23 protein-coding genes are annotated in these 21,551 nt (G+C 61.4%); 9 read left to right on the plus strand and 14 right to left on the minus strand.

What is annotated here, in order from left to right; genetic code table 11:
- Positions 1–47: 47 nt before the first annotated feature.
- From JL39_RS30185 to JL39_RS30195, 3 genes are all read right to left on the minus strand, one after another.
- Positions 48–896 (minus strand): NlpC/P60 family protein, encoded by an 849-nt coding sequence (locus JL39_RS30185; protein ID WP_037160123.1) that lies wholly within the window; start codon positions 894–896, stop codon positions 48–50.
- A gap of 6 nt (positions 897–902) precedes the next feature.
- Complete coding sequence (locus JL39_RS30190; protein WP_037159557.1) at positions 903–1,253, minus strand: MarR family winged helix-turn-helix transcriptional regulator; 351 nt, start codon at positions 1,251–1,253, stop codon at positions 903–905.
- Between the two features lie 68 nt (positions 1,254–1,321).
- The gene (locus tag JL39_RS30195) at positions 1,322–2,716 is read right to left on the minus strand and encodes a leucyl aminopeptidase family protein (protein WP_037159560.1); all 1,395 of its coding nucleotides are present in this window, start codon (positions 2,714–2,716) and stop codon (positions 1,322–1,324) included.
- Positions 2,717–2,866: 150 nt separating this feature from the next.
- Between JL39_RS30195 and JL39_RS30200 the strand changes: the two genes are divergently transcribed.
- Both JL39_RS30200 and JL39_RS30205 read left to right on the plus strand, forming a co-directional pair.
- Entirely contained in the window at positions 2,867–3,697 is an 831-nt protein-coding gene (locus JL39_RS30200) for a tetratricopeptide repeat protein (RefSeq protein ID WP_037160126.1), read from the plus strand.
- A 21-nt stretch (positions 3,698–3,718) separates the two neighbouring features.
- Positions 3,719–4,321 carry a dual specificity protein phosphatase family protein gene (locus JL39_RS30205; RefSeq protein WP_320443045.1) on the plus strand — a complete coding sequence of 201 codons (603 nt, stop codon included), beginning with the start codon at positions 3,719–3,721 and terminating at the stop codon, positions 4,319–4,321.
- A gap of 364 nt (positions 4,322–4,685) precedes the next feature.
- Here JL39_RS30205 and JL39_RS30210 read toward each other — a convergent pair whose 3' ends face one another.
- The 9 genes from JL39_RS30210 to JL39_RS30250 form a co-directional block, all read right to left on the minus strand.
- Entirely contained in the window at positions 4,686–5,663 is a 978-nt protein-coding gene (locus JL39_RS30210) for a type II secretion system F family protein (RefSeq protein WP_037159563.1), read from the minus strand.
- Positions 5,664–5,672: 9 nt separating this feature from the next.
- Positions 5,673–6,686, minus strand: a complete 1,014-nt coding sequence (locus tag JL39_RS30215) for a type II secretion system F family protein (protein WP_037159567.1) — start codon at positions 6,684–6,686, stop codon at positions 5,673–5,675.
- 19 nt (positions 6,687–6,705) lie between these two features.
- Positions 6,706–8,205: a CpaF family protein gene (locus JL39_RS30220; RefSeq protein WP_037159570.1), complete on the minus strand. Its 1,500-nt coding sequence runs from the start codon at positions 8,203–8,205 to the stop codon at positions 6,706–6,708.
- Positions 8,206–8,208: 3 nt separating this feature from the next.
- Positions 8,209–9,504 (minus strand): hypothetical protein, encoded by a 1,296-nt coding sequence (locus JL39_RS30225; protein WP_037159573.1) that lies wholly within the window; start codon positions 9,502–9,504, stop codon positions 8,209–8,211.
- A gap of 21 nt (positions 9,505–9,525) precedes the next feature.
- A complete protein-coding gene (locus JL39_RS30230; protein WP_081953034.1) occupies positions 9,526–10,251 on the minus strand; it encodes a CpaD family pilus assembly protein in 726 nt (241 codons plus the stop codon).
- A gap of 6 nt (positions 10,252–10,257) precedes the next feature.
- Positions 10,258–11,811, minus strand: a complete 1,554-nt coding sequence (locus JL39_RS30235; RefSeq protein ID WP_037159576.1) for a type II and III secretion system protein family protein — start codon at positions 11,809–11,811, stop codon at positions 10,258–10,260.
- Positions 11,812–11,824: 13 nt separating this feature from the next.
- On the minus strand, positions 11,825–12,640 hold the full coding sequence (cpaB, locus tag JL39_RS30240; RefSeq protein WP_037160135.1) for a Flp pilus assembly protein CpaB: 816 nt from the start codon (positions 12,638–12,640) through the stop codon (positions 11,825–11,827).
- A gap of 114 nt (positions 12,641–12,754) precedes the next feature.
- Entirely contained in the window at positions 12,755–13,270 is a 516-nt protein-coding gene (locus tag JL39_RS30245; protein WP_037160139.1) for a prepilin peptidase, read from the minus strand.
- Between the two features lie 124 nt (positions 13,271–13,394).
- Entirely contained in the window at positions 13,395–13,583 is a 189-nt protein-coding gene (locus JL39_RS30250) for a Flp family type IVb pilin (RefSeq protein ID WP_037159579.1), read from the minus strand.
- A 401-nt stretch (positions 13,584–13,984) separates the two neighbouring features.
- Here JL39_RS30250 and JL39_RS30255 point away from each other — a divergent pair, with 401 nt between their 5' ends.
- The 7 genes from JL39_RS30255 to JL39_RS30285 all read left to right on the plus strand — a co-directional run bounded on the left by JL39_RS30255 (position 13,985) and on the right by JL39_RS30285 (position 19,378).
- The gene (locus JL39_RS30255) at positions 13,985–14,419 is read left to right on the plus strand and encodes a pilus assembly protein N-terminal domain-containing protein (protein WP_081953035.1); all 435 of its coding nucleotides are present in this window, start codon (positions 13,985–13,987) and stop codon (positions 14,417–14,419) included.
- Positions 14,420–14,518: 99 nt separating this feature from the next.
- Positions 14,519–15,130 carry a TadE/TadG family type IV pilus assembly protein gene (locus tag JL39_RS30260; protein ID WP_037159583.1) on the plus strand — a complete coding sequence of 204 codons (612 nt, stop codon included), beginning with the start codon at positions 14,519–14,521 and terminating at the stop codon, positions 15,128–15,130.
- The gene (locus tag JL39_RS30265) at positions 15,130–15,726 is read left to right on the plus strand and encodes a TadE/TadG family type IV pilus assembly protein (RefSeq protein WP_052183186.1); all 597 of its coding nucleotides are present in this window, start codon (positions 15,130–15,132) and stop codon (positions 15,724–15,726) included. Before JL39_RS30260 ends, JL39_RS30265 begins: the two co-directional genes overlap by 1 nt.
- Before the next feature lie 108 nt (positions 15,727–15,834).
- Positions 15,835–17,055: a phosphopentomutase gene (locus tag JL39_RS30270; RefSeq protein WP_037159586.1), complete on the plus strand. Its 1,221-nt coding sequence runs from the start codon at positions 15,835–15,837 to the stop codon at positions 17,053–17,055.
- A complete protein-coding gene (locus JL39_RS30275) occupies positions 17,052–18,056 on the plus strand; it encodes an adenosine deaminase (protein ID WP_037159590.1) in 1,005 nt (334 codons plus the stop codon). Before JL39_RS30270 ends, JL39_RS30275 begins: the two co-directional genes overlap by 4 nt.
- Positions 18,057–18,117: 61 nt before the next feature.
- Positions 18,118–18,747: a uracil phosphoribosyltransferase gene (gene upp / locus JL39_RS30280; RefSeq protein WP_037159594.1), complete on the plus strand. Its 630-nt coding sequence runs from the start codon at positions 18,118–18,120 to the stop codon at positions 18,745–18,747.
- A 118-nt stretch (positions 18,748–18,865) separates the two neighbouring features.
- The gene (locus JL39_RS30285; protein WP_037159597.1) at positions 18,866–19,378 is read left to right on the plus strand and encodes a TIGR02281 family clan AA aspartic protease; all 513 of its coding nucleotides are present in this window, start codon (positions 18,866–18,868) and stop codon (positions 19,376–19,378) included.
- Here the strand turns inward: JL39_RS30285 and deoA are convergent, their stop codons facing one another.
- Positions 19,379–20,689, minus strand: a complete 1,311-nt coding sequence (gene deoA / locus JL39_RS30290; RefSeq protein ID WP_037159600.1) for a thymidine phosphorylase — start codon at positions 20,687–20,689, stop codon at positions 19,379–19,381.
- Positions 20,690–20,699: 10 nt separating this feature from the next.
- On the minus strand, positions 20,700–21,470 hold the full coding sequence (gene deoC / locus JL39_RS30295; RefSeq protein ID WP_037159603.1) for a deoxyribose-phosphate aldolase: 771 nt from the start codon (positions 21,468–21,470) through the stop codon (positions 20,700–20,702).
- Positions 21,471–21,551: the final 81 nt, after the last annotated feature.

Raw genomic sequence — 21,551 nt, forward strand, 5'->3', positions numbered from 1 at the left:
GTTTTCATTCCATGGGACTGTTCCCACGTTTGCGTGATCATCGCCGGTTATCCCAAACGGCGATAGCCTGTCGGCTGTTCGTACAGCCAGCCGATACGCTTCACCGCCTCTTCGAAGCCTTCGCGGGCGACGCTCATTGTGTGGCCATTGGCGTGGAGAAGGGTTTGCTCGTTCTCCATGATGCCCACATGGCCCTTCCAGAAAACCAGGTCGCCGCGGCGAAGTTCCTCGCGGGTGATGGCCGAGCCGATCGAAACCTGCATGTCGGAATCGCGCGGTGCGGATTTTCCGACCATCATCAGGGATAGTTGCACCAGGGCCGAGCAATCGAGGCCGAAACCGGAACGGCCACCCCACAGATAGGGGGTCTCGATGAATTTTTCCGCCACCGCGACGTAATCGTCCCCCATGGTCTCGGCGACAGGCAGGCAATGACGTGCAATCACCGCCCCGCCGGTCGAAAGCACGAAATAACGGGTGCCACGGGTCTCCACCTCGCCGACCACCGTGATGCGACTGCCCATGGAGAGGGTTGCGGTCGGTGGCTTTCGCAATTCCGGCTCGGGATAAAGGAACGTTCGCTGGACGGCGATGCGATGGGTCGGCTCCTCCGGGCTGCCGAGCATCGTTTCCGGCAGGTAACCGACATAGCGGTCCTGATCCGCCTGAACCCAGGCAAAACCGCCAGCGCGGTCGAAAACCCGCACAGTTTCACCGAACAGAAGTTCGGTATCGATGCCGCGAGCAAGATCAGGTCCGGGACGCAGTTGCGCCACCGGCACTGCAATACGAGCCGGCTCGCCACGAACGAAATTCGCGGCCTCGACACTTCCTTTCAACGTCTCGTCGGCGAGATCGGTGCGGAAGGCATGCAGGCGTCTGTCGAGTATTTCCATCATTCTTCAAGCTCCAGGCTTGCGGCCTTCCCGGATGATCAGGTCACCCAGTTTTTCAAGAAACAGTGCACCAGCCACCGTGCGCTTGATGACGACGTTGCGGCGGTCGCGCTCGTCGCGTTCGCGGTCCACCAAGCCCATCTCGCCCATCGTATCCAGCGCGCGGGTAACGACTGGCTTGGTGACGCCCAGCGTGGCGGCGAGCCCGCGCACCGTATGCGGCGGCGGCACGAGGTAAATATGCAGCAGGATAGACATCTGGCGCAATGTCAGATCGCGCCCGTCATGCCGCACCTGCTCCAGCGAGACCCGGCGCCAGAGGCCCAAAGCTTCCGTCGCCGTCAGTTCAACCGGCATTTTCGCCCTCTGATCCAAATCCCGCGAATTTTAAAGCGAAGGTCTTACCGGTTCGTTTCGCTAGCGAATCATCTTGCCGCTATGCCGCGGATCACCTTGTAGAGTGCACGGATCGCGAAAGCTTCACCGCCGACGGGTACATGCGGCTTGTCGGCCAGAACCCAGGCATAGATATCGAAATGCGCCCAGCTCTTCGTAGCCGTGACGAACCGCTTCAGGAAAAGTGCCGCGGTAATGGCGCCAGCCATGCCGCCCGAAGGGGAGTTGGTGATATCGGCGGCGCGGGAGCGGATATCCTTGTCGTAGCCCATCCAGAGAGGCAGGCGCCACATGGGATCGGCTTCCTCCTTCGACGCCTCCATGAGCTTCGCCGAGAGCGCTTCGTCATCCGTGAAATAGGGCGCAAGCTCCGTGCCGAGCGCGACGCGGGCAGCCCCCGTCAGCGTAGACATGTCGATCATCAGGTCCGGCGGGTTCTCGTCCGCATAGGCGAGCGCATCGGCGAGGATGAGCCGGCCTTCGGCATCGGTATTGTCGATCTGCACGGTGACGCCCTTGCGGCTCCTGTAGATATCACCGGGACGGAAGGCATTGCCGGAAATGGAGTTCTCGACCGCCGGCACCAACACCTGCAGATCGATCTTCAGGCCGGCATCCATAATCATCAGGGCAAGGCCCATGACATTCGCCGCGCCGCCCATGTCCTTCTTCATCAGGGCCATGTTCGCGGCGCCCTTGATGTCGAGGCCGCCGGTATCGAAGCAGACGCCCTTGCCGACCAGCGTCACACGCGGATGGCCCTTTTCGCCCCAGCGCAGCTCGAGCAGCCGCGGCGGCGAGGCGCTGGCGCGACCGACCGTGTGGACCAGCGGAAAGTTCTGCTTCAAGAGGTCTTCGCCGACGATCGAGGTGACGGTTGCACCATAGTGCTCGCCAAGCGCCCGGAAAGCCGCTTCCAGCTCGGCCGGGCCCATTTCGTTCGTCGGGATGTTGACGAGGTCGCGGGCCAGGAAGACGCCCGCGAGCTGACGCTCGATATCGGCGGAATCGGCCGCTTCCGATACGGAAAACCGGACATCCTTCTGCTTGTCGGACTTGTAGCGGTTGAAGCCATAGGTGCCGAGACCATAGCCGAGAGCGAGATGATCCGCGGCCAGCGCCGTCGTCTCGACATGCCAGTCGCCGGGCGGAAGGAGTTTTGAAAGCTTGCCGGTCATGAAGGGCGCTTCCGTCGGATCACTGCCGAGGCCAAAGAAGGCACTGGCGACCTCCCCATCGCCACCCGGCACGAGAAGAAGCGCGCCAGCCTCCGCCTTGAAACCCGCCGCTTTCGCCCAGGCAAGCGCTGCGGGATTGAATTTCCCCGCTTCTAGATCTGCGGGCGTGACGGCATGAACCGGCTTTGTCACCGCGCCTTTCGCGCTGAAGGGAGACGGACGTTCGATATACTGATAGGGGGTCATGGGGCGAGCCTTCGGAAGCGTCTGGAATCGTTGGGTTTAACGGTCTGTTAGGGTTAACAGTTTATTGCTGGAGTGGAAATGCGCCATATGCCCGCCGCCGGATCGAAAAACGAAAAAGCGTCGGCACCGGACCACCACGAGACCCGCACGATGACCGCTCCTGCCGCCCCGACATTCCGCAAGACCTGCTTCGCCCGGACGGCCGCAATGGCACTTCTGGCGCTTTCGGTTGCAGGTTGTGCCACAAAGCCGGACGCGCGGACGACCGGCTCGATCCCGCAGATTTCCGCCGCATCGCTGGAAGGGATGAACGCAACGGAGCTTTCGAACACGGAGAAATCGATCGGCGCCGCCTATGTCCGTGATCCGAAAAACAAGGAGATCGGCCTCAGATACGCAACCGTGCTCGGCATGACGGGCAAGACCTCGCAGGCGCTTGCCGTGATGCAGCAGGTGGCGATCGCCCATCCGGCCGACCGCGACGTGCTTGCCGCCTACGGCAAGGCGCAGGCCGCCGCCGGCCAGCTCGAACAGGCACTCGCGACGATCAACCGGGCCCAGACGCCGGATCATCCCGACTGGAGACTCTATTCGGCGGAAGGCGCCGTGCTCGACCAGCTCGGCCGCTCGGAAGAGGCGCGCCAGAAATATCGTCTGGCGCTCGATGCACAGCCGAACGAGCCGAGCGTGATCTCCAATCTCGGCATGTCCTACGTGCTCTCCGGCGACCTCAGGACGGCCGAAACCTATATGCGCAACGCCGCCGGCCAACCAGCCGCCGACAGCCGGGTGCGCCAGAACCTTGCGCTCGTCGTCGGCCTGCAGGGCCGTTTTGCGGAAGCCGAAGAGATCGCCCGCCGGGAGCTCTCGCAACAGCAGGCGGATGCCAACGTCACCTACCTGCGCGCAATGCTTTCGCAGCGGAGTTCCTGGGCCAAGCTCGCCGACAAGGACAACAAGGCAAAAACCGCCACAAATTAATATTCAAGAACCATTCTAAAATTGCCGCAATCCATTACGATGGTCGTCGCCAAAGGGACGGTGGCCATGTGGAAATTCTTCAAGCGATCTGCAATGCTGTCTGCAGCAATCCTGCTGTCGACCGGCGCTTATCTCGGCATTCTCCAACTGACCGGCAACTTCCATGAAGTTCTGCCCGGGCAGCTCTATCGCTCGGCACAGCCCACGGCGAGCGCCCTCACCGACTATATCAAGCGGTACGGCATCAAGACCGTCCTCAATCTGCGGGGCTCCAGCCAAAGGGAATGGTACAAGGACGAGGTTGCCGCTACCGACCGTCTCGGCGTCCAGCATATCGATTTCCGCATGTCGGCCATGCGGCAGCTCTCTCCCGAGGAGAGCGAAAAGCTCATCGCCCTGCTGCACGATGCACCGAAGCCGATCCTGATCCATTGCCAGGGCGGCGCCGATCGCACCGGCCTCGCTTCCGTGATCTACCTGCAGCAGGTCGCCAATATCGATGAAGAAACAGCGGAATGGCAGCTCTCGCTTCTCTATGGCCATGTGGGCCTGCCCTTCCTCGGAGCCTATGCGATGGACGAGACCTGGGAAGGGCTTGAAAAGATCTTCGGCCTGCCGAGCTAGGATCAACACACCACACGGACAGGCAGCGAGACCCTGGCAATGCTCCGGCCGAGTCCCGCAGGCGATCATATTGGCAGGTCCTACCGATCTCTTCTGCCAACGCTCACGTGGCGCCGCCGTCAGAGAAGACGCGAGACCACGGTGACGATGCCGCCGATCAGGACGAGGTTTATGCAAAGCCTTGTCAGCATGAGTGATTCCTCCGAATTCGATGTCGCGTTCAACGGCTCTGGCCGATGGGACCGGGATTGCCGCGACCTGTGAGGACACTAGCAAGACGCTCCTGAATGCGTTCTGAAACCGGAATTCAGCTCATGTTCAGGCGACCCGGCAACCGGGATGCAGGGGCATAGGGCCGAAAGGGTCAGAATTTGTCGGCAACCTGGATGCCGGCAGGACCGAGAATGACAGCGATCAGCACCGGCAGGAAGAACAGGATCATCGGCACGGTGAGCTTCGGCGGCAGGGCCGCCGCCTTCTTCTCCGCCTCGTTCATGCGCTCGTCGCGGCCCTCCTGGGCGAGCACACGGAGCGCCTGGGCGATCGGCGTACCGTAGCGTTCCGCCTGAATGAGTGCCTGGGTGACAGACTTCACGATATCGAGCTGGGTACGCAGCCCAAGATTTTCCAAAGCGGTACGACGGTCCTGCAGGAAGGAGAGCTCGGCCATCGTCAGCACCATTTCCTCGGCAAGCGGCGGCGACTGCTGCGCCATTTCCTCTGCGACACGGCGCATGGCCGCTTCCATGGAAATCCCCGATTCGACGCAGATCAGCATCAGGTCGAGCGCATCCGGCCAGGCGCGCTTGATGGAATGCTGGCGTTTGTTCATGAGGTTGGTGACGTAGATGTTCGGTGCGTAGAAGCCGACATAGGCGAAGCCGATCGCCGCCAGCATGCGAATCGGGAACGGGCGTGAGGCAAGATTGCCAAGCACGAAGATCCAGATCACCGCTGCCGTCAGAAAGACGAAGGGCAGCAGGAAGCGCGCCACCAGGAAGATGTTGAGGGCATTCTGCGACCGGAGACCCGCGGCGCGCAGCTTGTTGACCGTGTTGTCATCGACCAGCGCCTTGCGCAGGTTGAAACGCTCGACGATCTGGCGGACGGATTGGTTGTTCTGTGCACGCAGCGACGTCTTCGATTGCTCGGCATTCATCCGGGCCCGCTCGCGGGCGCGGATCTGCTCTCGCTCGGTGGAAACGGCTTTCATGCGCTTTTCGAGATTTCCCTTTTCAAGGAACGGGCTCGCCAGCGTGTAGAGCGTCGCGAAAACCGCAACCGCCACGAGGACGGCCAGAAGCAGGGTCGGATCGGTCAGCGTGGTCGCAAGTCCCTTCATGGCCCCTCCTCAGATGTCGAAATTGATCATGTTGCGCATGACGAAAATGCCGATCGACATCCAGACACCGGAAAACAAGAGGATCAGGTGGCCGCGCGGATCCGTGAAGAGGATCGCGATATAGTCGGGCGACGTGAGATAGACGAGCAGCGCCACGATGAAGGGCAGCGCGCCGATGATGACCGCCGAGGCTTTCGCTTCCATGGAAAGGGCGCTGACCTTGGCCTTCATCTTCTTGCGGTCGCGCAGCACCCTCGAAAGATTGCCAAGCGCTTCGGACAAGTTGCCACCTGCCTGGCTCTGGATGGTGATGACGATGGAAAAGAAATTCACCTCCGGCAGCGGCATGGTCAACATCATGCGCGTGCAGGCTTCGGGAATGCTCAAACTCACCTGCTGGGATTCCACCACCCGGCGGAATTCCGCCTTCACCGGCTCCTGGCCGTCGGATGCGATCAGGCGCAGCGCATCGTTGAGCGGCAGGCCGGATTTGATCGAGCGCACCATGACATCAAGCGCATTCGGGAATTCGTCGAGGAACTTCCGCTGGCGGCGCTTGACCAGGTAGCCGATCACCCAGCGCGGCAGACCGACGGTCGAGACGAAAGCCGCTCCGATCGCCGCCAGCATGGGCAGGCCCGCTATCAGGGTCACCAGAAAGACGAAAACGCCGAAAAGGGCGCTGAACACATAGAAGCGCCCCACGGTCAGCGGCAGACCTGTCTGGGCGAGCCTGGATTTCAAGCTGCCATCGCCCAGCTTCCTGCTCTTCTCTTCCTGCTTCTTCTCGAGATCCTTCAGCGAATCCTGCACGGATTTGCGGCGCTTGGAGAGTTCCTGAACGCGATCGCGGGCCGCGTTGGCTTTGGCAAAGTCCGTCTCGGCGGCCTTGACCCGGCTCAGCCGCGTATCGGCCTTCTTTTCCACTTCCATGCGGGAGAACAGAAGGCCGTAACAGACCGCAGCCGCAGCGATCGCCACGAGGGCGATGATCGCTACGACAGTGATATCCAGCCCGAACATGGCGTGTTCTCCTCTGCCTTCAGTCCTTGGACCGTTCCATCGCGTCGAGCGCCGCGGCCAGGCGCTTTTCCTCATTGAAATAGCGGGCGCGATCCCAGAAATGCGGCTTGGCGATGCCCGTCGACACATGCTGGCCGATCAGCCGGCCATTCGCATCCTCACCCTCGATCTCGTAGCGCATCAGATCCTGGGTTACGATCACGTCGCCTTCCATGCCGATCACCTCGGTAATCTGGGTGATGCGGCGCGAACCGTCGCGGAGGCGGGCGGCCTGGATGATAACGTCGATCGAGCCGGTGATGATCTCGCGCACTGTCTTGGCTGGCAGCGAATAGCCGCCCATGGCGATCATCGATTCCATGCGGCTTAGACATTCGCGCGGCGTGTTGGCGTGGATCGTACCCATCGAACCGTCGTGACCGGTGTTCATCGCCTGCAGCAAGTCAAAGACTTCCGGTCCACGCACTTCGCCGACGATGATGCGTTCGGGACGCATGCGCAGGCAGTTCTTCACGAGGTCGCGCATGGTGATCTCGCCCTCGCCTTCGATGTTCGGCGGACGGGTTTCCAGACGCACCACATGCGGCTGCTGCAGCTGAAGTTCGGCCGTATCCTCGCAGGTGATGACCCGCTCTTCCTTGTCGATGTAGTTGGTGAGGCAGTTCAGAAGCGTCGTCTTGCCCGAGCCCGTGCCGCCGGAGATGACGATGTTGCAGCGAACCCGCCCGATGATCTGCAGCAGGACCGCGCCTTCCGGCGTGATCGCCCCGAACTTGACGAGCTGGTCGAGGTTCAGCTTGTCCTTCTTGAACTTGCGGATGGTGAGCGCCGGGCCGTCGATCGCAAGCGGCGGCGCGATGACGTTTACGCGCGAACCGTCCGGCAGGCGCGCGTCGCAGATCGGCGAGGATTCGTCGACACGACGGCCCACCTGGCTGACGATGCGCTGGCAGATCGACAGAAGCTGGGCGTTGTCGCGGAAGCGGATATCGGATTCGATCGTCTTGCCGCCGACTTCGATGAAGGTCTGGCCGGCACCGTTCACCATGATGTCGGCGATGTCGTCACGGGCGAGCAACGGCTCCAGCGGACCGTAGCCCAAAACGTCGTTGCAGATGTCCTCGAGCAGTTCCTCCTGCTCGGAAATCGACATCGCGAAATTCTTGATCGTGATGATGTCGTTGACGATGTCGCGGATTTCCTCGCGCGCACTCTCGGCATCCAGCTTGGCAAGCTGGGAAAGGTCGATCGTATCGATCAGCGCCGAAAAAACCTGGCTCTTCGTATCGTAATAGAGCTCGGTGCGAACCGGCTTCCTGCGGGCCGGAGCCTGGGGAGCGAGCGTCGGCGATGAAACCGGCTGGCGCTGGACGGCCGGGTCCCGCATGGGTTCGGCGAGGACTTCCGGGGCCAGAGGCCTTGCCATTGCGGGCGTGGCCGGAGTGGACGTGACAGTCGGCGGCGGCGCAAGCCCGGCCGCACTTTTCCCAAACCCCTCGTTTCCGCGTTTTCCGAACATGCCTTATGCCTTCCTGCGGGACAGCATCCCGAGAATATTGCCGAGGCCGCCCTTCTTTGCCTTCTTCATCGCTACACGACCCGTGACGATATGAGCGATCTGCGAGAAGGTTTCGGCGGCTGGCGATTTCGCATCGATCTCGGAAATCATCCGGCCGCTATTGGCGGCGTTGCCGAAAAGCTGCACATCGAAAGGCAGGATGGCGATCGGCTCGATCTCCAACGGCTCGATGAAGTCGACGGGCGCAATTTCCGGGCGCTTCGGCATGCCGACCTGATTGAGGATGAGGTGCGGCGGGCGATCATTCGGCCGGAGCTTCTTCAGCGCGTCGATCATGTTCTTGGTATTGCGCAGGTTGGCGAGATCGGGAACGGCGCAGATCACCACTTCGTCCACTTCGGACAGGACGGCGCGCGTCCATTCCGTCCAGCCATGCGGGAGATCGAGCACCGCGACCGGCGCGCTGCGCTGCAGCAGCTCGATGATCGGCGTGAAGGCGCCTCGCTCGAAATCGTAGGCGCGATCAAGCAGCGAAGGCGCGGCCAACAGAGACAGATGCTCGGAGCATTTGGTGAGCAGACGGTCGAGGAAGACCTCGTCGAGGCGTTCGGGCGCAAAAACGGCTTCCGCAATACCCTGGGCCGGGTCCTGGTCAAAATCGATATTGGCCGTGCCGAAAGGCAGGTCGAGGTCGGCGAGAATGGTCTCGGTCGAGAAGAGGTTCGAAATACCGAAGGCGCAGTTATGGGCAATGGTCGAGGACCCCACGCCGCCCTTTGCGCCGATGAAAGCGATCGACCTGCCGAGCGGCTCGGCTTCCGGATCGACGAAGATCGCAGAGATCGATGCCAGCATGTCCTGCATCTGCACCGGCCCGACGAGATATTCGGAGATGCCGTTGCGGATAAGCTCGCGGTACAGAGCTATATCGTTATAGCGGCCGACGATGATGACCCGTGTCGAGGGATCGCAGACCTCGGCAAGCGGCGTCAGTTCATCGAGCAGGTTTTTCGGATCGGTCTCGGTTTCGAGGATGATCAGGTTCGGCGTCGGGGTGGACGCGAACATGTTGGCCGCGGCGTCGGTGCCGCCGATCGTCACGCGCAGATTGACCTTGGCCATGCGGCGATCGCGCGCCATGCGGTCCATCATCCGCTGCATGGCCTCGCTTTCGCAGAATGCATGGATCGATATGCGCGGAAGCGGACGCAGCGTGTCCAGATCTCCCTGGCGCTCGGCTTCCTCGGCAAACCGTTCGTCTTCACCGGGAGTTCGGATCTCGTAGTTGATCGGACTCATCTTCTTCTCCGGTCTCCTGGCCTACGGTGTCGTGCTGCTGGTCGATTCGCCGCGATAATCGCTGATGACCTTTGCCCGCTGCGTCGCATCGATCGGGGTCATGCCGCGCGGCGCGATAAGGTCTGTGGGATTGGCGACCTGGGCGGCGAGGTTATTCTGGCTGGCGCAGCCGAAATTGTACCAGTTCTTGTTGCCGAACGTGCTGTCCGACAGATCCGCCGGCCACTCGCCGCACTGGTTCGTCATCGGCTTGGTCGTCACATAGGCGAGCCGGATGGGCGCGGCGTCGCCATTCGGAGAGGCCGCATAGCTGCTCATCAGGATCTTGTGGGGCTGGACGCCCGCTGCTGTCAGCGTGCGACGGATTTCAGCCGCCAGATGCTGGGCCGCACCCGCATTGTAGGAGCCGTGCGGCACCTGGATCTGCATTATGCCGGCCGGCGAGGACGCAAAACTCTGCGCAAACCCCCGCACCGTGTCCTTCATGCCCGTCGAAAGCCGGGCATCGCCGGAAGCCACGGGGATATCGAGGGTATATTCGCCTTCCGCGAGCACGATCGGATGACGGGTGCGATAATCATCGGGGATCGAGCCTGTGGTGAGCTGGCTGTTGCCACAAGCCGAGAGGAGTATTGCAGATGCCGCAAGCACGGCGGCGGCGGCAATCCTGCTACGATGGGACCTCACCGTGCCCTGGGTCATGACATCCTGTCCTTCGGCGGAGATTTTCTTCGTTTCAATAGCCATGACCGCTCACTTGTAGATGAAGCCGACCGCCCCGTGGTACTGGCCCGCCGCGACGGGTTCCTTGCGGCCGTAGATCTTGTTCACGCGATTGAGGAAATACATTGCCGCATCGTTTTCCGGGTTGAAGTTGTCATCCGGCCGGGCGATTTCGCTGCGGGCAACGGGACGGACGAGATAGGGCGTCGCGATGATGACGAGTTCCGTCTCGTTGCGGACGAAATCCTTGCTGCGGAACAGGGTGCCGAAGACCGGAATCTTGGAGATGCCCGGAAGGCCGGACATGGCCTGGCGGATATTGTCCTGCACCAGACCGGCGATCACGATCGAGCCGCCGGACGGCAATTCGACGGTGGTCGAAGCCTCGCGCTTGCGGATCGACATATAGGTGTTGCCCTGAACGCTAAGCGAGCTGCCATTGCCGGTGACGGCCGAGCCTTCATAGGTCGGCTCGGAGACATTGGTCTCGATCACCAGGCTAATGCGGCCCGGAGACAGCACAACCGGCTTGAAATTGAGTTCGATGCCGTAATCGACCGAGTTGGTCGTGCGGGTCACGGTCAGCGCGCCGGTGTCCTCGTCGCGGCCGACCTCCTGTTCGGCAGGCAGGCGGAATTCGCCGCCGACATAAAATTTCGCCTGCTGGCCGGAGATGGCCGTCAGGCTCGGCTCGGCAAGCGTGCGCATGACACCCGCCTGCTCCATGGCGTTCATATAGGTGGCAAGGCTGGTGTTGCCGATCGTGCCAGCGAGGGAGGCCATCCCGAAGGTGTTGATCGCATTGCCGAGGTTGGAAGGATTGGAGAAGGCGATCGAGCCGTCAGGCCCCGATACCGACCCGTTGAAACCGAGCTGTTTCAGCACCTGGCGGCTGACTTCGGCGACGGTGACCTTCAGCGTGACCTGATCCTCGCCTTCGATCGTCAGGAGATTGACGATCTGCGAGACCTGCCGGTCTTCGGCGAAGATGTCCGCATCACCATAGTTACCCTGGGCGGTGATGTTTCTGGTGGTCGCCTCGCCGCCCCTCAGGAAGGCGGAGGCAAGCTTTTCCGCCTGGGCCGAATCCTGCGGCGTCCGGACCGTGCCGGAGAGCACGATGTTGTCGGAGATGATTTCGACCTTGATATCGGAATCCGGCAGGAAGCGGCGAAGGTTCTGCTGAAGGCCGGAGATGTCGCGCTCGATTTCCACGTCCAGGCTGACGATCTCCTCGCCATGCGACCCGAAAACGAAGATATTGGTCTGCCCCACTGCCTTGCCGAAAAGATAGATGCGCCGCGAGGTGCGCGTCACTGCATCGGCCATGGAGGGGTCGGCGACGAGAATGTCATGAGCGTCCGACGGCAGATCCACCACCAGCGCCTTGTTGAGGCCGAGTTGCAGTCGCTTGCGGGTTCCGGGTCCGCCATCGGTTATGCGAACAATGCTGGCATCTGCCGCAAGAGCCCGAGCCGGCGCGAGGCTGACCGGCGCGACATCGGCCGGAACGCCGGAAAAGGCAAGGCAGAAAGCCATGCCCGCCGCTGCCGAGCTGCGAATCCTGCGTTTCAGATTTCCCACGTGACCGCTCCGTTCATTTCGCTTGCGCCGCCGCCGTCGCCGTGCTCCCGACGATCGCGCCCGATTTGATGACCTGGATATCCGCCTTGCCATCGCCGCCATGCAACAGGTAGTCGGCCGCGGCCGTATCGGCTTCCTGCGAATCCGCCACGGAGCGCAACGCGAGCGTCAGCCGCGACGCCATCTGCTGGGCAACTGCGATGACCTTGGCCTGATCCGGCGTGAGCTCAAGCGTCGCAGTCGTGCCGACAACCGCCTTCTTGCCGTCCTCGCTCTCCTGGATCTGCTGGTCGATCGCCAGCACACGGATATTGTTCAGGATGTTTTCGGTGATGTAGCCGCCACCTTCCCTGCCCTCGCGCACCATGATGATGTCGACGCGGTCATTCGGCAGGACGAAGCCGCCGGCGCCCGTGGCGACCGAAATTTCGGTGGCGACGGCACGCTTCCCGGAGGGCAGAAGCGAAGACATGATGCGGCTCGATGAATCGGCGATCTTTTCGGCGCGGACGGGCTCGCCCTTGAACAGCGGCATGCGCACGACCACGCCCTGCAGTTCCGTGATGGCATCCGGCCGCTTGTCGTCGGTGATGAAGCCTTCGACAATGCCGTTCTTCGGCCAGGAAAGCCAATGGACCGCCTTCTCGGTCAAACGGCTGCCGACCGGCAGGTTCTCGGCGGAAACCAGAACCCTGACCGTCGGCTCCTTCTGGATCACGGTTTCCACCAGCTCGGAGCCTTTTTTGCCGGCAAGGCGCACGGCCAGCAGGCCGGCGAGGCCCGCCGCCACCACGGCGACCGCGAGAATGATGATACGGGTTGGCTTCATGGCCATTCCTTGGGGGAACATTAATTCCTCCGGAGAATGGCCTCCAATGGTGTAATTATGGTTAATGAGAAGCTTACAATTCTGGTTAACGCGATCTTTCCATCGCACTAACCTTTACTGGAAAGCATTCATGGCCAGCGAATAAATGGGCGCCTGTTCAAAAGTCAGGAAGCCGGCAATCGCAATAGCAATGCCATAAGGGATTTTCTTCGCCGTCACCAGCGAGGCCGGCAGCGGAATTCCCATCGCCATGACCGAATTCGCCCGCACGCGCAGCAGAAGGAAGATCAACGTGACGGCGCCGCCGACATAACCGACGGTCACCAGGAAGGCCAGAAGCGAATGATTGAAGCCGTACCAGACGGCCGAGGCAGTCAGGAGCTTGGCATCCCCCCCGCCCATGACATTCAGCGCGAAAAGCGCGAAACAGCCGCCGAAGACGGCAAGACCAGCGACAAGGCTCATGCCGATGTCCGGCCAGGCAAGGCCCGAGAGCGGCGCAAGGATCAAAAAGCCTCCCAGCAACACGATCGATATCCGATTGGGGATCGTCATCGTGAAAAGGTCGCTGATGGCGGCAAGCGCCAGTCCCAGAGGGAGGATACAAAAGACCAAGGCTGCAACAACCATGCTTGCCATAGGTACGCCCTCCTTCAAGAATGCGTCTTTGTCCAAACCGGAGGATTGGTCCGGCGTCAAATGCAGTAAAGCCGCCCAATGAGGGCGGCTCTGAATTGCGATGGATCTGCTGGGCTTAATCGGCAGCAGCAGCTTCAGGGTCAGCCACAATGCCTCCGAGACGCTCGAACTGCGCATCAAGGCTATCACCAAGCGTGGATGCACCGGCAATCAGGGCGACGGAGATGAGAGCAGCGATCAGACCATACTCGATGGCAGTCGCGCCAGACTCATCTTTCAAAAAACGAGCGAAAATCTTGGACATGGAACTCTCCTATACTCGACGATTGTTGTTCAGCACTTCCCGACAACTGTTTCCGTTGTTCGGATGGACGCAATCTAGACAGCGACGATTTCCAACGGCTTAAGGAACAGTGTTACCATCCGGTTAACGGCGGATTTGCCCTTCGGGTGGTAAATGAAGGAAGAAGAAAAAAGGCGGCATTCGAGCGGTGGGAATTGACTATCGTCACTTCTAATATCAGTTGTTTTACAGCGACTTAACGAACTTTTTCCGATCAGGATCCGGTGCGACTTGCTCCGGTCAATTGGCCATTCGGAAAGTTAAGAAGATGTCAAAGTCGCCCAGATGTGCCGCTTAACTCTTCATTCACCAATCGCATCCATTCTTTGCGAACCATAAACTGCATCCAAAGGCCGCCTTCCATGCTGTTCCGTAGCGTCATGCTTCGACTTGCCGTCCTTGGCGGCCTGGTCTCTGCCGTTGCGGGACAAGCCGCTGCACAAGAAGAGCAGGAAAGCGGCCTGCTGCGCGTCTTCATGAATCACGCGCGCGTGCTGAAGCTCGACCGGCCGGTCAGCAAGGTCATCGTCGGCAATTCGAACGTCGCCGACGCCACGGTTGCGGATCCCACCACGATCGTGCTCACGGGCCGCAGCTTCGGGACGACGAACCTCGTGCTGCTCGATACGGAAGGCAATGCGATTGCCGACGAGCGCATCCTCGTTTCGATCGACGAGGGAAATACCGTGCGCGTCTACCGGCAGACAGCCCGTTCCGTCCTGTCCTGCACGCCCAATTGCGAACAGCACGCGGAGTTCAAGAACGACACCAGCAGCAACAGCAGCGCCTCGCCCTGATCGGGGACAGGTCGTTAAACTCCCAGCCATCGCGGCAACGGAATCTCAACAATCCCCACGTACGATCCGGACGCTCAAAAGGGCTGTCGGGCGGAAAGCATGTGCCAGGATCATGACGAGACCAGAGAGGGTGCGCCTGTGCCGGCGAGGAACAGGCGCAAGGGAGCGTGGCGGCGGATCCTCCGCTCGCGGGACGGTGCGGCGGCGATCGAATTCGCCCTGCTCGCCATCCCCTACTTCATAATCATTTTCGCGATCATCGAGACCTTCATCGCCTATACCGGCGAGCAGCTCGTCGGGAACGCCGTCGACACGATGGCGCGCAGGATCAGAACCGGCAGTATCACCGCGGGCAACACCAGCAGCACCGAATTCCGGCGCGCTTTCTGCGACGAAGTGTCGATCATGATCAAGTGCAGCGAGGCGGAGATCGGCACGCCAAACAAGCTATGGCTAGACGTCCGCAGTTTCACGGACTTCGAGGATGTACCGGACTCTGTCCCTCTCACGCCGGACGGTGACCTGGATACATCCGCGTTCGCCTATTCGCCGGGCGCGCAGAAGACCATCAACATGGTGCGCGCCTACTATCGCTGGGACGTCATCACAGACCTGATCCGGCCCCTGATAACCAATGTCCAGCCCGCCAGCGGCGACAACTATTTCCTGATCGTGCAGACATCCACCGTCCGAAACGAGGACTATCCGTGATGGAAGGGCAAAAACCGCAATCGCAGAAGCGGCCACAGGGCTTCCTCATCGCGCTCAGGCAGTTCATTGCCGACCGGCGCGGCGTCGGAGCCGTCGAATTCGCGCTTATCGCGCCGCTTCTCTTGAGCCTCTACATCACCTCCTTCGAGCTGACGATCGGATTCAGCGTCTCGAAGAGAGTGACGCACAGTGCCGACACCATTGCCGACCTCGTGGCCCGCGAGGCGAGTGTGAACACGGCCTTTCTCGCGACGATGCCGCATCTGGCCGCAAGCATTTTCGTGCCCTACACACCGAACAATTTGAGCATCAAGATTACCGGCGTCACAATCGATGCCGACGGCAACCCGATCGTCGCATGGTCCTGGCAGAACGGCGAGGGCGTACCCTATGCCGTCGGCTCGCCCGTCGATGTCCCCGAGAAGATGCGCCTTGCCAGCTCCTTCCTGATACGATCCGAGGTTCTGGTGAAACACGACCTCCTGATGTTCATGTCCGGCCTCGTGCCGACAAACCTGCAGGAAATCCCGATCGGCCAGGAATTTTTCTATCGCCAGCGTTTCGGAGACAGCATTTCCTGTACCGATTGCGGGTGAGAGGGAAACACCATCCCCTTTGCCAAGCCACGTCTGCGGTTATATGAGTCCCAGTTCATGCCGGTTGAGAAATGCCGGCCGAATTGCATCCCAGTACCCAGGTGACCAATGGCACGTGCCTTCCTGTTCGTTCTCGACTCCTTCGGCGTGGGCGGCGCCCGCGATGCGGAAGACTACGGCGATCTGGGTTCCAACACACTCGGACATATCGCGGAATTCTGTGCCGCCGGCGCCGGCAACCGGGCCGGCCTTCGGGAAGGTCCGCTGCACCTGCCGAATATGTCTTCGCTCGGACTTCTCGAAATCGCCAAGCTTGCCAGCGGCAACTATCCGGACGGCATGCCGATGCCCGAGCGCGTTTTCGGCCTCTATGGCGCGGCAAACGAGGTTTCCCACGGCAAGGATACGCCATCCGGGCATTGGGAGATCGCCGGAACTCCAGTGATGTTCGACTGGGGTTATTTCCCGGGCGAGGGCGATGCGTTTCCGCCCGAACTGATCGAGGCGATCTGCCGGGAAGGCAATATTCCGGGCATTCTCGGCAATTGCCATGCTTCAGGCACGGAGATCATCGCACGCCTGGGAGAGGAACATATCCGCACCGGAAAACCGATCTGCTATACCTCAAGCGACTCCGTGTTCCAGATCGCCGCCCACGAGACCCATTTCGGCCTCGACCGGCTCATCAAGCTCTGCCAGGTGGTGCGCGAGTTGCTCGACCCGCTCAACATCGGCCGGGTGATCGCGCGCCCCTTCGTCGGCGAGACGGCGGAAACCTTCGAGCGCACCGGCAACCGCCGCGACTTTTCCGTTCCCCCGCCCGAACCGACACTCCTCGACCGATTGATCCAGGAGGGACGATCGGTACACGCCATCGGCAAGATCGGCGATATCTTTGCCCATCAAGGCGTATCGCGCGTGATCAAGGCAAACGGCAATGCGGCCCTGATGGACGCGACGCTTTCCGCGATGGACGAGGCAGCCGTCGGCGATCTCGTCTTCACCAATTTCGTCGATTTCGACATGCTTTACGGCCATCGCCGCGACGTTCCCGGCTATGCGGCGGCGCTCGAAGCCTTCGATCGCGCATTGCCGGACATTCACCGACGGCTGAAGCCCGGCGATCTGGTGATCCTCACCGCCGACCACGGCTGCGATCCGACCTGGCGCGGAACCGACCATACCCGCGAACGGGTGCCGATCATGGCATTCGGCCCCGGAATACGCTCCCGTTCCATCGGGCTGAGGTCGACCTATGCGGATATCGCGGAGACGATCGCCGCCCACCTCTCCATCCCGCCGGGACCGCACGGACGGAGCTTCCTTTGACTGCGCACCTTCTCAAGGCCGAAATCCATTGCCACATCGAAGGCGCGGCGCCGCCGGCACTTGCCGCAGCGCAGGCCAAAAAATACGGCGTCGATACGAGCCACATTTTGCGCAACGGCGCCTATGTCTGGTCGGACTTTGCCGAATTCCTCATCTGTTATGACGCAGTCGCTGCCCTCTTCAAGACGGCCGACGACTATGCACTGCTGACCGAGACCTACCTGACGGAGCTTGCCGACGCCAATGCGATCTATAGCGAGATCATCGTCTCGCCGGACCATGGCGACCGGATCGGGCTCGGGGCCGACGCCTACCTTGCCGGCATCTCGGACGGTATCCATGCCGCGCGTGAAAAGACCGGTATCGAGGCGCGCATCATCGTCACCGGCGAACGGCACTTCGGTCCGGACCGGGTAATCGCCGCCGCAGAATATGCCGCACGGGCAAAGAACCCGCTGGTGACGGGCTTCAACATGGCCGGCGAAGAGCGCATGGGCCGAGTCGCCGACTATGCGCGCGCTTTCGACATCGCCCGCGATGCGGGACTCGGGCTGACGATCCATGCCGGAGAAGTCTGCGGTGCCTTCAGTGTCTCCGATGCACTCGATCTCGTAAAACCTTCGCGGATCGGGCATGGCGTGCGTGCGATCGAAGACCCGGTGCTGGTGGCGCGTCTTGCCGATCTCGGCATCGTGCTGGAGGTCTGCCCGGGCTCCAACATCGCTCTGAACGTCTTCCCGGACTTCGACAGTCATCCGCTGAGGCGGCTCAAGGCCGCCGGCGTGCGTGTCTGCCTCAATTCCGACGATCCACCCTTCTTCGGTACGTCACTGGCCCACGAATACGAGATTGCCTCGAAAATCATGGGATTTTCGGATCAGGAGATCGATACCATGACACGCACGGCGCTCGAGGCCGCCTTCGTCGACGAGGATACGCGCTGCAGGTTGCTGGCGCGTTTCGACGCACAGGCTGGGGACGAGGCCGCAAAACGCGCCTGACGGCTTGCGGAACGTGGCTTTTTCCTCAAAAGAAGGAACAGGCAGGAATAAGGGGAAGCTCATGGACGGCGTCACTGTCATCGATCATCCGCTGGTGCAGCACAAGCTGACGATCATGCGCAAGAAAGAAACCTCGACGGCCGGCTTCCGACGGCTGCTGCGCGAGATTTCCATGCTGCTCTGCTATGAAGTGACCCGCGACCTCGAACTGACCATGGAGACGATCGAGACGCCGCTTACCGAAATGCAGGCGCCCGTCGTCGAAGGCAAGAAACTCGTCTTCGCCTCCATCCTGCGCGCCGGCAACGGCCTTCTGGAGGGCATGCTCGAACTTGTGCCTTCGGCACGCGTCTCGCATATCGGCGTCTATCGCGACCACGAAACGCTGCAGCCGGTCGAATATTACTTCAAGGCGCCGGAAGACATTGCCGAACGGCTCATCATCGTGGTCGATCCGATGCTGGCGACCGGCAATTCCTCGATCGCGGCGGTGGACAAGCTGAAGGAGCGCGGCGCTCACAACATCCGCTTCCTCTGCCTGCTAGCCGCTCCGGAAGGCATCAAGAATTTCCAGGGCGCCCATCCGGACGTCAAGATTTATACCGCTGCGATCGACAGCCATCTCAACGAGAAGGGTTATATCGTGCCCGGCCTCGGCGACGCCGGTGACCGCATGTATGGCACAAAGTAGACTTCAGAGTTTCCTTACCAAACTTTGAAATGAACGGTCCGTGGAAGCTCCATGGGCCGTTTTCTTATGGATTTCGCGCTATCGGAAGACGATACCGATTCATGCCGAGGGGACGGTCATGCTTCTGCGCACAGTCATTTTCGCAGCCATCGTAACGCTCATCGCCACCCAGATTCCCGCGATGATCAAGTTCGACGGCCAGCCGCAGGAGGCCCCGGCAGTCGAGGTGCCGGCGAGGCCCGAGCCCGTAGCGATCGCGCCGGGCAGCGTCTCCCTGAAGGCCGACGGGCGTGGCCATTTCATCGGCATGTTCCGCATCAACGGCAAATCCATCGACGGTCTGGTGGATACCGGCGCTTCCCTGGTGGCGATCAACGAAAGCACGGCGAGAAGGCTCGGCTTCGGCGTGAACAGCCTGGATTTCCGCCATACCGCCAATACCGCCAACGGCGGCACGGAAGCCGCGCATGTCGTGCTCGACCGGATCGAGATCGGCAGCGTGCGGGTGAAGGACGTCGATGCCTTCGTGCTGCGCGACGAGGCACTCTCGGGCACGCTGGTCGGAATGAGCTTTCTCAAGAGGCTGAAAGCCTTCCAGGTGGAACGCGGAATCCTGAAGCTCACCCAATGATCAGCCGATGCGCTCGATGACGACCGGCGATGGTTCAGGCGGCGTGTCGGCGATCGTGTAGAAACGAGCCACGTCCTTCGCGATCCGCTCCGCATCCTCCCGGGTTTTCGCATGCACCATGGCGATCGGCTCGCCTTTTGAAACCCGTGTGCCTAAAGGCAGAAGTTCGCTGATGCCGACACGATGATCGATCGCATCCGCCGCGCGCCTGCGTCCGCCGCCGAGTTCGACCACGGCCAGACCGAGAGCACGGGTCTCGCAAGCCGTAAGATATCCGTCCTGCGGCGCCTCAACGCGCAGCCGCACCGGTGCACGCTCAAGATAGGCATCAGGGCGCTCGCAAAAATCAGATGGCCCGCCCAGCGCATGCACCATGCGGGCGAAACGCTCCATCGCCTCGCCGGATGCCAGAACCTGCCGGGCATTCTCCCCCGCTTCCGGCCGGTCGCCGGCAATGCCGGCCAGAACCAGCATTTCGGCGGCTTCCGCGATGACAACCGTTTCCAGCCGCGTGCCAGGCTTCAGCCCAGCCAGAAAATCGAGGCAGTTGATGACCTCGAGCGTGTTACCGGCCGCATCGGCAAGCGGTTCATTCATGTTGGTCAGCAATGCGGCGGTCCTGACACCTGCACCGTTCGCCACCTCGACCAGAGAGCGGGCGAGTGTCTCGGCTTCCTCCAGACTTTCCATGAAGGCGCCGTTGCCGACCTTGACGTCGAGCACCAGACTGCCAAGACCCGCGGCAAGCTTCTTCGACAGGATGGAAGCGGTGATCAGCGGCACGGACTCCACCGTCGCGGTGACGTCGCGGATCGCATAGAGACGCCGGTCTGCAGGCGCAAGCTCGGCGGTCTGTCCTATTATGGCACAGCCAATCTCATCGACGACCTTCCGGAAGAGAGCCTCTTCCGGCATGACATCATAACCGGGGATCGACTGCAGCTTGTCGAGCGTGCCGCCCGTGTGTCCCAGCCCACGGCCAGAAATCATCGGGACCGCAAGGCCGCAGGCCGCGACGATCGGCGCCAGCATCAAGGAAACGTTGTCACCGACGCCGCCTGTCGAATGCTTGTCCGCCACGGGACGATCGAGGCCGCGCCAATCCAGAACCGTGCCGGAATCACGCATCGCGAGCGTCAACGCCACTGTCTCATTACGGGACATGCCCCGAAAGAAGACAGCCATGGCGAAGGCCGCCGCCTGACCCTCGGTGATTTCCTCCTTCGTCAGGCCTGCGATGAAGGCTCCGATCTCTTCAGCGGAAAGAATCTGCCCGTCGCGTTTGCGGCGGATGATTTCCTGCGGGATCATGATCTTCTCTTCAGTAGCCGCCCGACGCGCGAATGGCGGTGCTGCCGCTCAGGAGGCCCAGGATATCGTCGAGCAGGCCGGATGCCCCGAAACGGAATGTCGACGGCATGATCCAGTTCGGACCCATGATGGTTTCGGCAAGGCGCAGATAGAGATCGGCATCCGCAACGCTGCCGATGCCACCCGCGGGCTTGAAGCCGACGCGCCTTTTGGAATCCCGGATCGCCTGCAGCATGATGTCGGCCGCTTCAAGCGTCGCATTGACGGCGACCTTGCCTGTCGAGGTCTTGATGAAATCCGCGCCGGCGGCGATTGCGAGCTCGGAAGCGCGGCGGATGAAGCCGCTGTCCTTCAGTTCCCCCGTCTCGAGGATCACCTTCAGGCAGGCATTCGGGCATGCGGCGCGCACAGCCTCGACCATCTCCGTCACGGCAGCCTCGTCGCCGGCCAGAAACTTGCGATAGGGGATGACCATGTCGATTTCGTCGGCACCGTCCTCGATCGCCTTCTTCGTTTCCTCCACGACATTCGCGACGGCCAGGTCGCCCGATGGGAAATTCACCACGGTGGCGATGCGGACCGCATGCTCAGGCCCCAGGATGGCGCGCGCATGCGCAACGAAACGCGGCCAGATGCAGATGGCCGCGGTATGGCCGTAGGGCGTCTCGGCGCGCAGGCACAGTTTCTCGATCGCGGCATTGTCGCAATCGTCGCGCAGGTTCGTCAGGTCGAGAAGCGAGAGCGCGAAGGCTGCCACCTCGCGTGGGCTCAGGAGTTCCATTTCGTGTGCCTCCCCGGCTTAAATCAGCCGGTATATTTATCGTTCAAACGATTAGATGCAACCCGCAGCCTGGGGGCAGAT

The sequence above is a fragment of the Rhizobium sp. YS-1r genome (genome assembly GCF_000757525.1).
Classification (GTDB): Bacteria; Pseudomonadota; Alphaproteobacteria; order Rhizobiales; family Rhizobiaceae; genus Neorhizobium; species Neorhizobium petrolearium.